We start from the raw sequence: 14,326 nt of genomic DNA on the forward strand, positions 1-14,326 counted from the left end.
TTGTGCGATTAGTTCCTGAGCCTGTTGCAAAAAAGCGTGGTCCTTACAAGAAGAAAAGCGAATCACAAAAAATAAAATTTTAAAGTGAGACACTACCTTTGATGATAACCGGTTTATCCGTTGACATAATAATCCCGCCGCCCAAGCAAACATCGCCGTCGTAAAGCACGGCAGATTGGCCGGGAGTCACCGCCCATTGCGGTTCATCAAACACCAATTCGATGGTGTCATCATCGAGATAACGTAATTGGCAGGCGGCATCGGCCATACGGTAGCGGGTTTTGCAACTGTAGCGGCCCGGTTGCGGACGCTCGGGCAGGGTAAAGCTTAGATCGTTCATGATCAGGCTGTTGGTGTAAAGCAGCGGATGTTCGTGGCCTTGCACCACGATTAATTCGTTTTTGCTCAGATCCTTGGCGGCAACAAACCACGGCTCCCCCGCGCCACCGATACCCAAGCCTTTGCGTTGGCCTAAGGTGTAAAACATCAAGCCGACATGTTCGCCGACTACTTTGCCTTCAGGAGTAACCATTTTGCCGTTGTTGGCCGGTAGGTATTTTTGCAGAAATTCGCGAAAAGGGCGCTCACCGATAAAGCAGATGCCGGTGCTGTCTTTTTTCGCAGCGATCGGCAGCTCAAATTCGGTAGCCAAGCGACGTACTTCGGGCTTTTCCAAATCGCCCAACGGGAAAATGGCACGCTTGAGTTGATGTGGCTTTAAGCGGTAAAGGAAATAGCTTTGATCTTTGTTCTGGTCAAGGCCTTTGAGCAGGTAATGCACGCCGTTGCGCACTTCCTTGCGCGCGTAGTGGCCGGTGGCAATGGTGTCCGCACCTTGCCCGATGGCGTAATCCAAAAAACATTTGAATTTGATTTCGGCATTGCACAATACATCGGGATTAGGTGTGCGGCCGGCACTGTATTCTTTTAAGAAATAGGCAAATACATTGTCTTTGTATTGTTCGGCAAAATTCACAATATCAATGTCGATGCCGATAATATCGGCCACGGCAATGGCATCGAATGAATCTTGCTTGATGCTGCAATATTCGTCGTTGTCGTCGTCTTCCCAGTTTTGCATAAATACGCCGTTGACTTGATGACCTTGTTTTTTCAACAAAGCAGCAGTCACGGACGAATCGACGCCGCCGGACAGGCCGACGGTGATGTTTTGCGGGGTGTGTTGAGTATTCATGCAGGTAGATATAGGGTAGAAACGGAAAATTTAAAGCGGAATTATAGCATATTTAGTAGTGTTAATTAAAAACAGGCCGCCTGAAAACCATGATTTTCAGACGGCCTGTTTTCAATCATCAACACATTGCAAATTAGTGTTTGTGTGCGCCTTCGCCGTGGTTGTGTTTATCTGCGGCAGGCATAGGGGCGGTTTTTACCGGCACATTAATGGTCTGCGCTTTCTCGTTTTTGAATTTCAGCGTTACCGGAATGGTTTCACCGTCTTTCAGCGCGCGTTTCAAACCCATAAACATAATATGGTAGCTGCCTGGTTTCAATTCTGTGTTGGCTTTGCTTGGCAATGGCACACCGCCTTTGACTTCGCGCATACGCATCACACCGTTGTCGTTGATGTGGGTATGCACTTCAACACGATCCGCCACTTCACTGCTGCCACCAATTAGGAAATCTTGCTTGGCATTGTCATTGTGGATGGTCATGAATGCACCACTTATGTGCATGCCTTCTACGGTGGCACGAGCCCATGCATCTTTAACCTGAATGCCTGCGGCTGAAGCGGAGGTTGCCAAACCGGCGATGATTAAGGTTGCTAAAAGTTTTTTCATATCATATTCCTTGGTGAATGATGGTAATAGAATAATGTTACAAGAAAAGGCTGGCTGAATACTTTGATATGGGTTAAAACGCAGGTTAAAACAGGTTAAACCCGTATTCGCGCCACAGTGACATCAGCCAGGCCAGCGCCAGCAGGGTTAAAGCCAGAAGCTGAGCGGCCGAACCGGCATCTTTGGCGCGCTTGGCCAGTTCGTGTTTTTCGGTGGAGGTATGGTCAACCGCGGCTTCGATAGCGGTGTTGAACAATTCGGTAATCAAAGAAATAAACGAAGCCATAATCAGCAAAATACGCGTGGCGGGGCCGAAGTTCAGCAAAAAGGCGGTGATAATCAAAATGGCGTTGAGCAACACCAATTGGCGGAACGCGCTTTCAAAGCGGTAAGCGGCTTTCAGGCCGTCTTTGGAATAGCCGAACGCATTGATAATGCGTTGCAGGCCGGTTTTGCCTTTTTTGGCGGCGGCGTAAGAGTCGTTTTTCATGGTGATATGGATTTGTTGTCAGCAAGATAAATAGGCCGTCTGAAAAGGGGAAATAATTTCAGGCGGCCTTGATGGTTGGTTAAGCTTTCGACCAATATTCAACCGCGTCGGCAAACATTGCTGCCACATCAAAGCCTTTTTGCTTCATGATTTCTTGGAAACCGGTCGGGCTGGTGACGTTGACTTCGGTCAGGTTGCTGCCGATCACATCCAAACCGGCCAGCAGAATGCCGCGGCGTTTGAGTTCGGGTGCAAGCGTTTCGGCGATTTCACGATCTTTCTCGCTCAATTCTTGCGCCACACCACGGCCACCGGCAGCCAAGTTGCCGCGTGTTTCGCCGTTTTGCGGAATACGTGCCAAAGCGTAAGGCACAACTTCTCCGCCGATAATCAGAATGCGTTTGTCGCCATCGGCGATTTCAGGAATGTAGCGTTGCGCCATAATGGTGCGTGAATCCAGCTGCATTAAGGTTTCCAAAATGCTGCCGATATTGGGGTCTTGCCAGGTTAAGCGGAAAATGCCCATGCCGCCCATGCCGTCGAGCGGTTTGACGATGATGTCGCCGTGTTCTTTCAAAAAGGCGCGCACGTCTGCCGAGCGGGTAGTGACCAAAGTCGGCGCGGTAAACCGGCTGAAATTCAAAATCGCCAGTTTTTCATTGAAATCGCGCATGGCTTGACCGCTGTTGAAAACCTTTGCGCCTTGCTCAGCGGCCAAGGTCAGAAATTGGGTGGCATAAAGGTATTGCATGTCAAACGGCGGGTCGGTGCGCATAATCACGGCATCGAAATCTTTTAAGGCCGTCTGAATTTTATCGCCGTTTTGAAACCATGAATGATCGTGATCGTCTTTCGCGCCCAAAAATTCAAACGGTGCCGCTTGTGCCACCACCAAACCTTGCTGCACCGACAATTCGCCGCTTAAAGTATGAGCAAGCTGCCAGCCGCGTTTGGCCATTTCGCGCATCATGACGTAAGTAGTGTCTTTGTAGGTTTTGAAAGCAGACATCGGGTCGGCGATAAACAGAACGTTCATGGGGATTCCTTAAGATGAGATAGTACCATCATACACTTATTGAGACCGTCTGAAAATTTTCAAAGCAGGATTTATTTTTATATTTTAAGTAAGAGTAATGTTTGTTATTATATAAGAGGTTTAACCATGAAAAGGGAATAGAAATGAATAAAGTGATGTTTGCATTTTTGGCCTTTGGATTATTGTCGGCGCCGGTTTGGGCAAATGATTATGCCAACTATACCAATGAAGAATTACGTAAACTATGTGAGTTTCAAAAGCAGAGCCTGCAAAGAAAACACAACGGTACGCCTGCTTGCGAAGCTTTGAGAAAACGAGGCCGTAAATAAAGTAGGGGCATGGCGAAGATTAAATAGGCCGTCTGAACGCCGATAGATGTTCAGACGGTCTGCTTTTTGGTTGCCAAATTTAAAAGCGATCAAGCAGCGGCTAGTGTTAACAATTCAGCAGCGTGATGACGGGTGGTATCGGTGATGATTTCACCGCCCAGCATACGGGCAACTTCTTCCACGCGTTCTTGTTTGTCCAACACGCGGATTTCGCTGACGGTTTGCTCACCTTCGCTGTGTTTGCGCACTTGCCAATGGTGTTCGCCGCATGAGGCAACTTGCGGTAAATGGGTCACGGCCAAGACTTGGTGTTGTTTGCCTAAGGCGCGTAAGGCTTTGCCGACCATTTCGGCCACGCCGCCGCCGATGCCGGTATCAACTTCGTCAAAAATCAGGGTCGGTACATGGGTGTATTGGCTGGATACGACTTGAATGGCCAAGCTGATGCGCGCCAATTCGCCACCGGAGGCAACTTTGTTTAACGGACGCGATACACTGCCTTTGTTGGCGGCGACTTGGAATTGAACTTGCTCCAGGCCGTGTGCGGTTGGTGATGATGGCAGTAAAACGATGTCGAACCGCGCGCCTTTCATGGCCAAGTGCTGCATGTGTTCGGTAGTTTCTCCGCTCAATCGGCCGGCAGCTTGGTGGCGCATGGCCGAAAGTGTGTGCGCAGCTTCTTGGTATCCGGCAAATTGTTGCGCCACGGCCGCTTCCAAGGCTTTCAAATCGGCGGCTGCATGTAAGCTTTCCAATTGATCGGAGATTTCTGCTAATTTATCCGGCAGGGCTTCCGGCCCGATGCGGTATTTGCGCGCCATGCTCATGAGTTCGGCCATACGGCGTTCTTGTTCGGCCAATTCATCGGGATCAATGTCGGTGTGGCCGGCGACATCGCGCATATTGGCACTGATTTCGCCCAATTCGGCTTCGATGCTGGCGAGCATATTCAGGCTCTCGGCAAAGCGCGGTTCGATGTTTTGCAGGTTGCCGAGCAGTTTTTGGCATTGGTAGATTTGGCGCTGAATGCCGTTGTCGCCATCGATTTTTTCGCCGATTTGTTCGGCTGTTTGCAACAATTCGGCGGCATGCGCCAAGCTGTCGTGGTTATGGCTGAGGGTTTCCCATTCGCCGGCTTGCAGCTTGAGCTGGGTTAACTCGTTAAATTGCCATTCCAAACGTTCGCGCTCGATGGCGATATTTTCGGATTGCTCGTGCGCTTCTTGCAGCGATTTTTTGGCGGCAACCCAGCTTTGGTATTGCTGGCGCACGTTTTCCGCTTGCTCTGACGCACCGGCAAAGGCGTCCAAAAGCTGGCGTTGGGCGGATTCTTGATTTAAGGAATGATGGGCATTTTGGCCGTGAATATCGATTAATTGCTCGCCGATGGTTTTGAGCTGCGCCAAGGTGGCCGCTTGGTTGTTGATGTAGCTGCGGCTTTTGCCTTTGGCATCGATGATGCGGCGGATGTTGAGCTCTTCCGCGTCGTCTTCCAGCAAGCCTTGTTCGCGTAACTGGGCTTGCAGTTGCGGCAGGCTGCCGATATCAAATAAGGCGGAAAGTTGCGCTTCTTTGGCACCGTTGCGCACTTGGCTGTAATCGGCTTTGTCGCCTAAAAGCAGGCCGAGCGCGTCGAGTGTGATGGATTTGCCGGCACCGGTTTCGCCGGTTAAGACGGTAAAGCCGTTTTGGAAATCGAGATTGAGCTGTTCGACAATGACGAAGTCGCGCAATGAAAGTGCCATCAACATAAGTTTTCCTCACTGGGCGGTGTTAAATATGATTTGGTTTAGGTTTTTTGAATTATAACTAAGATTTTATATAGTTTGAATAAGTTTTTTTGTATTTTTATTTGATAGATATTGTGGTTTTGTTCATGGTTTTGAATTTATTGATTTTATTTTGTTGGAAAAAGGCCGTTTGAAAACATATTTTCAGACGGCCTTTGTGTAAAGTCAGGATTAGATAAAGATGTCAACAATCAGAACCAATGCCAGTGCGGAGAAGGCACCGATAAAGGAAACCATCGTTTTGGCCATGAATTGGTCTTTTACATCTTTGAGTCCGTAGAGGCCATTGAACACCCAGAAGCCGCTGTCGTTAAAGTAGCTGAAGGATACCGCACCTGCACAGGTGGACATTGCAACTAATACTGGATTCAAGCCCAATTGCGGTACCAAAGGAGCGGTAAGGGTGGCGGCGGTAATCAGTGCCACGGTCGCGCTACCTAAAGAGATACGCATCAGCGCTGCAATCACAAACGGAATGAGGATACCCGGGATACCGATGTTCAATACGGCTTCTCCTAAGGCGTTGCCGATGCCGGCATCGCGTACTACATAACCCAGCGCACCACCTGCACCGGTAATAAACAGAATCATGCCGGTTGATTTTACGCCGTCTTCGATAGCGTCGGCGGATTCTTTGGCGGTCAAACCTCGGCCTAAGCCGTAGAGTGCAATCAGGAGGCCGACAATCAGTGCAATCACCGGATGGCCGATCATTTTTAAGAATGAGGCAAATGTGCCTTCCATCTTCATGAAATCAACCGTGGTATTGCCCAAAATCAGGAGCAGCGGAATCAGAATTGGAGCAAAAGACAAACCGGCACCAGGTAGGTTTTTATCTTTGTAGATTTGTTCCATGTTTTCAATGGATTTGATGTACTCTTGTTTGAAGTCGGTACGGATAAAATCGGTACCGTCTTCTGTAGGGATTTGGTAGATTCTTTTACCCAGCCATTTGGAATAGAGTGTAGACATAATCAATACTGGTAAAGTCATGACCAAACCCCAGACAATCATCATACCCATATCGATTTCCAAGATGCCGGCCACAGCAAGCGGACCAGGAGTCGGCGGGATGAAAACGTGTGCCAGCTGCAAACCGGTAGCCATTGCTAAACCCAAGCCGATGACACTTTTACCGGTCATGCGTGACAGGGATTTGGCCAGCGGAGTCAGAATTACCAGGCCGGAATCGGCAAAGACGGGAATGGCCACTACATAGCCGGTAAGTGCCAGTGCCCATTCCTCTTTCGCCTTACCAATCAGTTTGATGATAGAAAAAGCCATTTGTTCTGCGGCGCCAGAACGTTCCAAGATCGCACCCATCATCACGCCCAAGCCAATGATGATACCGGTACTGCCCAAAGTGCTGCCGAAACCTTTGGTAATCGAACTGATGACGTCGGCGAAAGGCAGGCCGCCGATCAGGCCGGTTACCAAAGACGAGATAATCAGGGCGACAAATACGTGGATACGGGTTTTCATTGCTAAGATCAATAGCAGGATAATCCCCACGGCCAAGCCGATTAACATTTGGCCGCTGCTTACGGTGGCTTCCATAGTTTTTCCTTTATGTATAAAAGTAGCAAATGCAGTTAGTTGCTTATTAATTGGTCGGATAAGCTTGCTAAAGCGGCAGACCGCTTTTCAGACGGCCTGCATTACCGACCCGTCAAACAGGTATTGTTGTTTTAGCGCACCAAGCAAGGTTTTTTGTTGTCGAACTCCCAGCCCGGAATCAGGTATTGCATGGCCATCGCGTCGTTGCGCGCACCCAAGCTCATATTTTTGTACAACTCATGCGCTTTGGCCACTTGATCCATATCCAATTCCACGCCCAAGCCCGGTTTTTTCGGTACTTCAACCAAGCCGCCTTTGATTTGCAGTGGCTCTTTGGTTAAGCGTTGGTTGCCTTCCTGCCAAATCCAGTGGGTATCGATGGCGGTGATGTCGCCCGGTGCCGCCGCAGCAACGTGGGTAAACATCGCCAAAGAAACATCAAAGTGGTTGTTAGAGTGCGAACCCCAAGTCAAGCCCCATTCGTGACACATTTGTGCAACGCGAACGGAGCCTTGCATGGTCCAGAAATGCGGGTCAGCCAACGGAATATCTACGGATTGCAGCGAAATGGTGTGACCCATTTGACGCCAGTCGGTGGCAATCATGTTGGTGGCGGTCGGCAAACCGGTTGCGCGGCGGAATTCAGCCATGACTTCGCGGCCTGAGTAGCCTTGTTCGGCACCGCAAGGATCTTCCGCATAAGCCAATACGCCTTTCAATTCTTTACCGATTCGGATGGCTTGTTCCAAAGACCAAGCGCCGTTCGGGTCAAGGGTTATGCGTGCTTCAGGGAAACGTTTGGCCAAAGCTTTAATCGATTCGGCTTCTTCAAAACCATCCAACACGCCGCCTTTCAATTTGAAATCGTTGAAGCCGTATTTTTCGTAAGCCGCTTCAGCCAAGCGAACCACAGAATCAGGGGTCATCGCCATTTCGTGACGCACACGGTACCAATCGCAAGGGTCGTTTCCTTGGTTTTGGTATGGCAGGTCGGTTTTCTTGCGGTCACCGATGAAGAACAAATAGCCGAGCATTTCTACGGCATCACGTTGTTGGCCGTCACCCAGCAAAGAAGCCACGGTAACATTCAGGAATTTGCCTAATAAGTCCAACATGGCCGCTTCAATGGCGGTGACTACGTGGATGGTGGTGCGCAAGTCAAACGTTTGCAAACCGCGGCCGCCGGCATCGCGGTCGGCAAAGTTATTGCGCACGGCATTCATCACATTTTTGTATTCGCCTAAGGTTTTACCGATGACCAAAGGTTTGGCGTCTTCCAAAGTTTGGCGGATTTTTTCTCCGCCCGGCACTTCGCCGACACCGGTGTTGCCGCTGTTGTCTTTCAAAATCACGATATTACGGGTGAAATAAGGTGCGTGTGCACCGCTCAGGTTCAACAGCATGCTGTCGTGGCCGGCTACGGGAATCACGGTCATTTCGGTAATTACTGGGGTAGACATGGTACAACTCCTTAAACGAATGGGTTTGAAATCAGGGGTTTCAGACGGCCTTTCAGTGATTAAGCCGTCTGAAAGAAATACTGTGTCATTCAATTTGTTTATGGCTATTATAGGCAAATGCATTAGGCGGGGAACTGGCCGAATTCATCAATCTAGTTTGATGTAGTCGGTAATTTTTGTGCAAATGTACAAAACTTGACAAAAAGCAAAGTACTTTCTTTACAAAATATTAACGAACGGTATGAATAAAAGATAAGGGTTAATCAGGTTTTCTATAGGTGTTGAGATGATTTGAATACTTATCTTGGATATCGGCCGCCTGAAACTTTTATTGCAGACGAAATAGGGTATGTTGAGATTAAATTACGCTTAATGTTGCCAGTCAAAGTAATATTAATAGAATAAAAAGAAGGTATTGTGACCAAATGCTATTTTTAGGAAACAGGCCTTCTGAAGGAAATAGCGGTCGGATTGGTTGATCATGTATTGGTATATAAGTTGGCGGGAAAGATTGAAAGAAGCCTTATTCAGCATAATCAACAAAACCCGACCTGCCAATGCACATAATTTTGCCAAATCAGCCGCTGTTTTTTAGGCATTTGCACGATGATAAAACAGACGGAAAATTTTAGACTGTTTCAAATTTCAAAATAAGGAGCCGTAGCATGAATGAGAAATATTTTCCTAACCCGTTGCGTCAGCGTTTGCTGAACCATGAAAAATTAATCGGTTGCTGGAGCGCCTTGGGCAGCCCGATTACTACTGAAGTATTGGGTTTGGCCGGATTCGATTGGATTTTATTGGATGGCGAACATGCGCCGAATGATGTGTTGTCGTTTATCCCGCAATTGATGGCTTTAAAAGACGGCAACAGCATGCCGGTGGTGCGTCCGCCGCAAAACGACCCTGTGGTGATTAAGCGCCTGCTGGATATCGGCTTTTATAATATTCTCGTGCCTTATGTTGAAACAGAAGAAGACGCCGTTCAGGCGGTGGCTTCTACCCGTTATCCGCCGGTGGGTATCCGCGGTGTATCGGTCGGCCACCGTAACAACGGCTACGGCACCATCCCGGATTACTTCAATAAAATCAACGACAACATCGGCGTGCTGGTGCAAGTGGAAAGCCGCTTGGGTGTGGAAAATGTCGACGCGATTGCTGCGGTGGAAGGCATTGACTGTATCTTTGTCGGCCCGGGTGATTTGTCGGCGGCTTTGGGTTATCTCGGCCAGCCTAACCATCCGGAAGTGCAAAAAGTGATTCAGGATATTTTTGCGGCAGCCAAACGTCATGGCAAAGCCTGCGGTATCTTGGCACCGGTTGAAGAAGATGCCCGCCGTTATCTCGAATGGGGTGCAACTTTTGTCGGTGTCGGCAGCGATTTGGGCGTATTCCGCGGTGCGAGCCAAGCCTTGGCAGACAAGTTTTTAAAATAAGTTTCAGACGGCATTCAATCATGAATGTCTTGTTTCAGACGGCATTCATTAGGCCGTCTGAAAACCAATGAGTAAATGCGAACAGAAAGGAAGATTATGAAAATCGGTTTTATCGGCTTAGGTATTATGGGCAAACCCATGAGCAAAAATCTGTTGAAAGCAGGTTACGAACTGGTGGTATTGGATTTTAATCAAGAAGCCGTAGCTGAAGTAGTGGCTGCCGGAGCGAAAAGCGCAGCAACCCCGAAAGAAGTGGCAGAGCAAGTGGGTGTGGTGGTGACCATGTTGCCAAACTCGCCACACGTGAAAACGGTGGTATTGGGTGAAAACGGCGTGATTGAAGCCGCCCGCGAAGGCTTGGCCGTGATTGACATGAGCTCGGTTGCGCCTCTGGCCAGCCGTGAAATTGCCGAAGCTTTGGCAGAAAAAGGCGTGCAAATGTTGGATGCGCCGGTGAGCGGCGGCGAACCTAAAGCCATCGACGGCACGTTGTCGGTAATGGTGGGCGGCTGCAAAGATGTATTCGACAAATACTACGACGTCATGAAAGCCATGGCAGGCTCGGTGGTATACACCGGCGATATTGGCGCAGGTAACGTAACCAAATTGGCCAACCAGGTGATTGTGGCCTTGAACATCGCCGCCATGTCCGAAGCCTTGGTATTGGCGACCAAAGCCGGTGTGGATCCGGAATTGGTTTACCAAGCGATTCGCGGCGGTTTGGCCGGCAGCACCGTATTGGATGCCAAAGCCCCAATGGTACTCGACCGCAACTTCAAACCGGGTTTCCGTATTGATTTGCACATCAAAGACTTGGCCAATGCCCTGGATACGTCACACGGCGTGGGTGCCAGCCTGCCGCTGACCGCAGCGGTGATGGAAATGATGCAAGTGTTGAAACAAGACGGTCACGGCCAGTCAGACCACAGTGCATTAGCGCGCTATTATGAAAAATTGACCAATACCGAAGTTAAACGTTCAAATTAATCTCGGCACGATAAAAAGGGGGAAGAGATTAGCCCCCTTTTTTCAATCGTGGGGAAAGCGAAGCGACGGAATCATTTCGCCACTGCGGTATTTCGTTTGCGTTTCCCACTGTCTTTCAGACGGCCTGAGCCGGAACCAACAGAGAGAGCAGAGCAAATGAAAATTGTGATTGCACCGGATTCTTATAAAGAAAGTTTGTCTGCCATGCAGGTGGCCAACCTAATCGAACAAGGTTTTCAATCGGTTTTCCCTGAAGCCAAGTATGTAAAAGTACCGGTTGCCGACGGCGGCGAAGGCACAGTCGATACCATGATTGAAGCGACCGACGGCAAGAAAATCACCTGTGAAGTGGTCGGCGCATTGGGTGAAAAACAAAGCGCGTTTTGGGGCTTGTCCGGCGATGGCAAAATTGCTTTTATCGAAATCGCGTCAGCCAGCGGTTTAGAACAGGTGCCGTCTGAAAAACGCAATCCTTTAATCACCACGACATACGGCGTCGGCCAATTGATTTTGGAAGCGCTGGATCAGGGCGTGCGCCATTTTATCATCGGTTTGGGTGGCAGCGCGACCAATGATGGCGGAGCAGGTATGTTACAGGCATTGGGCGTCTCGTTAACCGATAAAGACGGTAAAGAGTTGGCTTATGGTGGTGCAGCATTGGCTGATTTAGACAAGATTGACGTGTCCAACCTTGATGGCCGTCTGAAAGAATGCCGCTTTGATGTGGCCTGTGATGTGACTAACCCTTTGGTTGGTGAAAAAGGCGCCTCTCATGTTTTTGGCCCGCAAAAAGGTGCCACGCCGGAAATAGTGGAAGAACTGGATGCCGCATTGAATCATTATGCCGATATTATCCAGCGCGATTTGAAGGTTGAAGTTAAAGAATTGCCGGGTGCCGGTGCGGCAGGTGGTTTGGGCGCGGCGTTTGCCGGTGTGCTGAAAGGCAGTTTGCAAAGCGGTATCGGCATTATTACCCGTTTGCTGGATTTGGAAGAAAAAATGCGCGGCGCATCTTTGGTGATTACCGGTGAAGGCCGTATCGACCATCAAAGCATTAACGGCAAAGTACCGGTAGGCGTGGCGCAATTGGCGAAGAAACAAAATATTCCGGTGATTGTGATTGCCGGCAGCTTGGGCAAAGACGTCGAAGTGGTGCATGATTACGGTATTGATGCGGTGTTCAGCATTCTTAATAAATGCTGCTCTTTCCCTGAAGCAGCTGCTGAAGCGCCTGAAAATTTAGTTCTTTCTGCGTGCAATATTGCTGCAATCCTGAAAATCAACCTGTCGGATACTTAAAGAAAGGGAGGCCTATGTCGGTTTATTCATTGGATAAAAATCTGGCCCAGCAAATTGTCGAACGCACGATGGACATCATCGGCTGCAACATCAATATTATGGATGCCAAAGGCAGAATCATTGCCAGCGGCGATGAAGAACGCATAGGTGAAACCCACGACGGTGCGCTGTTGGCACTCTCGCAAGAGCGTACCGTCGATATTGACGAGCAGATTACCAAAAACCTGCATGGTGTTCGCCCGGGCATTAATTTACCCTTGCGCTTAGATGGCGAAACGGTCGGCGTAATCGGTTTAACCGGTGAGCCGGATAATTTACGCGAATTCGGTCGTTTGGTGTGTATGACTGCCGAAATGATGCTGGAGCAGGCACAGTTGTTTGAAATGCTGGCGCAGGATGCGCGTTTGAAAGAAGAGCTGATTCTTAACCTGGTTTCAACGGAGAAAATCAGTCCGTCAATGAACGAATGGGCGAAACGCTTGGGTGTAGATTTAGCGACACCGCGCGTGGTGTGTATCATTGAAGTCGATACCGGCCATCTGGATATCGAAGCCATCAGCAACGAATTACATAATCTGCAAAACCTGCTGCATTACCCCGAACGCGATAATTTAGTGGCGATTTTGTCGCTAACGCAAATCGTGATTCTCAAACCTGCCCTAGATTCGCTTGGCCGCTGGGATGTACACAATCACATGGAGCGGGTGAAGTTACTGGTGTCGCGCATGAGTGAACAAACGTCATTAAACGTGCGCATCGCCTTGGGTAACTATTTCCCCGATTGTGAGGAAGAGACCAACAGTATCGCCTTGTCTTACCAGACGGCCAATACGACTTTGCAGGTGGGAAAAAATCGGTTTCCCAAGCAGCGCATTTACAATTATCAGGAGCTGATTTTGCCGGTATTGCTCAACCAGCTGAAAGACGGCTGGCAGCGGCGCGAATTGGAGCGGACGCTGAATAAACTCAAGCAGGCAGATAAAAACGGCCTGCTGACCAAAACATTGCTGGCTTGGTTTAATCACAACATGCATTCGGCGGAAACGGCTAACGCATTGTTTATTCACCGGAATACCTTGGAATACCGTTTACACAAAATCGCTGAATTGACGCGCTTGAATCTTGATCATACCGATGACCGTTTTTTGCTGTATATCGCAGTACACATGGTATGATTTATGTCTAAATAAAAGGCCGTCTGAAAAACATTTCTGCTTTTCAGACGGCCTTTCGTCAATTAAACCAGTTGTTCGCCCCAGTGCAATTTCTGGCGCAGGGTTTTGAAATATTGGTAATCGGTGGTGTGCAGCACACGCAGCGGATTGTGGTAGCGGCGGATAATCAGGCGGTCAAGGTTTTGGATGTCGTGGAATGATTGCCCGTCGAAATGTACGCGGGCATCGCCGCTTTTGGTTACCAAAATTTCGATTTCACTGGTGTCGGCCACGGCAATCGGGCGGTTGGTCATGGATTGCGGGCAAATCGGTACCAAGGTAAAGGCGCGCAAACTGGCCTGTAAAATCGGACCGCCGGCAGCCAAGGCATAAGCGGTCGAACCGGTCGGGGTGGAAACAATCAGGCCGTCTGAACGCTGGGTGTACACGAATTCTTGATTGATAAATACTTCAAATTCAATCATTTGCCCTGCCCCGCCGCGTGACAGCACGGCATCGTTTAACGCCAGCGAGCGGTGAAGAATTTCACCGTCGCGGATTAAATCCACTTCCAACAAAATGCGCTCTTCCGGCAGATACTTGCCTTCCAAAACCGGCCGCAAATCTTCGACCATTTGCTCGCGCGGGATTTGGGTCAGAAAGCCGAGATGGCCTTGGTTGACGCCAATCATCGGAATACCGCGCCCAGCCACTTCACGGGCGGCGGAAAGGAATGTACCGTCGCCGCCCAATACAATCACCAAGTCGCAATATTTGCCTAAATCGGCTTTGCAGCAGGTGGTGCAGAGCGGAATATCGTCGGCAAGGATGCTGTGTTCGACGATGGTTTCTTCGTCTAGATAAATCGAAAAGCCGGATTGGCATAGAAATTCCACCAAGGTATGCACGGTGGCTTGGATTTCGGGGGTGTTCGGGCGGGTGACAATGCCGATGTTTTTGAATGGACTGTTCATGGCGGTGGGATG

The 14,326-nt window shown here is 49.3% G+C and carries 13 protein-coding genes; 5 read left to right on the forward strand and 8 right to left on the reverse strand.

All coding sequences use genetic code 11. The features are described from left to right. Positions 1 to 79: 79 nt before the first annotated feature. The 4 genes from mnmA to gshB form a co-directional block, all read right to left on the reverse strand. On the reverse strand, positions 80 to 1,195 hold the full coding sequence (mnmA, locus tag ACFPVS_RS08710) for a tRNA 2-thiouridine(34) synthase MnmA (RefSeq protein ID WP_096295399.1): 1,116 nt from the start codon (positions 1,193 to 1,195) through the stop codon (positions 80 to 82). 133 nt (positions 1,196 to 1,328) lie between these two features. Beyond that, a complete protein-coding gene (locus ACFPVS_RS08715) occupies positions 1,329 to 1,802 on the reverse strand; it encodes a copper chaperone PCu(A)C (RefSeq protein ID WP_096295398.1) in 474 nt (157 codons plus the stop codon). A gap of 85 nt (positions 1,803 to 1,887) precedes the next feature. Next, positions 1,888 to 2,292 carry a diacylglycerol kinase gene (locus ACFPVS_RS08720; RefSeq protein WP_096295397.1) on the reverse strand — a complete coding sequence of 135 codons (405 nt, stop codon included), beginning with the start codon at positions 2,290 to 2,292 and terminating at the stop codon, positions 1,888 to 1,890. A 79-nt stretch (positions 2,293 to 2,371) separates the two neighbouring features. After that, a complete protein-coding gene (gene gshB, locus ACFPVS_RS08725) occupies positions 2,372 to 3,328 on the reverse strand; it encodes a glutathione synthase (protein ID WP_096295396.1) in 957 nt (318 codons plus the stop codon). A 143-nt stretch (positions 3,329 to 3,471) separates the two neighbouring features. Here gshB and ACFPVS_RS08730 point away from each other — a divergent pair, with 143 nt between their 5' ends. After that, positions 3,472 to 3,657: a hypothetical protein gene (locus ACFPVS_RS08730; RefSeq protein ID WP_096295395.1), complete on the forward strand. Its 186-nt coding sequence runs from the start codon at positions 3,472 to 3,474 to the stop codon at positions 3,655 to 3,657. Between the two features lie 89 nt (positions 3,658 to 3,746). Here the strand turns inward: ACFPVS_RS08730 and recN are convergent, their stop codons facing one another. The 3 genes from recN to gudD all read right to left on the reverse strand — a co-directional run bounded on the left by recN (position 3,747) and on the right by gudD (position 8,464). Next, positions 3,747 to 5,408 (reverse strand): DNA repair protein RecN, encoded by a 1,662-nt coding sequence (recN, locus tag ACFPVS_RS08735; RefSeq protein ID WP_378595646.1) that lies wholly within the window; start codon positions 5,406 to 5,408, stop codon positions 3,747 to 3,749. Between the two features lie 210 nt (positions 5,409 to 5,618). Further along, the gene (locus tag ACFPVS_RS08740) at positions 5,619 to 7,004 is read right to left on the reverse strand and encodes a GntP family permease (protein WP_096295394.1); all 1,386 of its coding nucleotides are present in this window, start codon (positions 7,002 to 7,004) and stop codon (positions 5,619 to 5,621) included. Positions 7,005 to 7,135: 131 nt separating this feature from the next. After that, entirely contained in the window at positions 7,136 to 8,464 is a 1,329-nt protein-coding gene (gudD, locus tag ACFPVS_RS08745) for a glucarate dehydratase (protein ID WP_123804507.1), read from the reverse strand. Positions 8,465 to 9,129: 665 nt separating this feature from the next. Between gudD and garL the strand changes: the two genes are divergently transcribed. The 4 genes from garL to ACFPVS_RS08765 all read left to right on the forward strand — a co-directional run bounded on the left by garL (position 9,130) and on the right by ACFPVS_RS08765 (position 13,361). After that, the gene (garL, locus tag ACFPVS_RS08750; protein WP_096295393.1) at positions 9,130 to 9,900 is read left to right on the forward strand and encodes a 2-dehydro-3-deoxyglucarate aldolase; all 771 of its coding nucleotides are present in this window, start codon (positions 9,130 to 9,132) and stop codon (positions 9,898 to 9,900) included. A 96-nt stretch (positions 9,901 to 9,996) separates the two neighbouring features. Then, positions 9,997 to 10,887, forward strand: coding sequence for a 2-hydroxy-3-oxopropionate reductase (garR, locus tag ACFPVS_RS08755; protein WP_123804506.1), 891 nt, complete (start codon positions 9,997 to 9,999; stop codon positions 10,885 to 10,887). A 156-nt stretch (positions 10,888 to 11,043) separates the two neighbouring features. Beyond that, complete coding sequence (locus ACFPVS_RS08760; RefSeq protein ID WP_096295392.1) at positions 11,044 to 12,186, forward strand: glycerate kinase; 1,143 nt, start codon at positions 11,044 to 11,046, stop codon at positions 12,184 to 12,186. Positions 12,187 to 12,200: 14 nt separating this feature from the next. Beyond that, the gene (locus tag ACFPVS_RS08765; protein ID WP_378595647.1) at positions 12,201 to 13,361 is read left to right on the forward strand and encodes a CdaR family transcriptional regulator; all 1,161 of its coding nucleotides are present in this window, start codon (positions 12,201 to 12,203) and stop codon (positions 13,359 to 13,361) included. Between the two features lie 62 nt (positions 13,362 to 13,423). Here ACFPVS_RS08765 and ACFPVS_RS08770 read toward each other — a convergent pair whose 3' ends face one another. Then, entirely contained in the window at positions 13,424 to 14,314 is an 891-nt protein-coding gene (locus tag ACFPVS_RS08770) for an NAD(+) kinase (RefSeq protein WP_123804503.1), read from the reverse strand. Positions 14,315 to 14,326: the final 12 nt, after the last annotated feature.

It is taken from the genome of Neisseria weixii (assembly GCF_042658245.1).
In the GTDB taxonomy this organism is placed as follows: Bacteria; Pseudomonadota; Gammaproteobacteria; order Burkholderiales; family Neisseriaceae; genus Neisseria; species Neisseria weixii.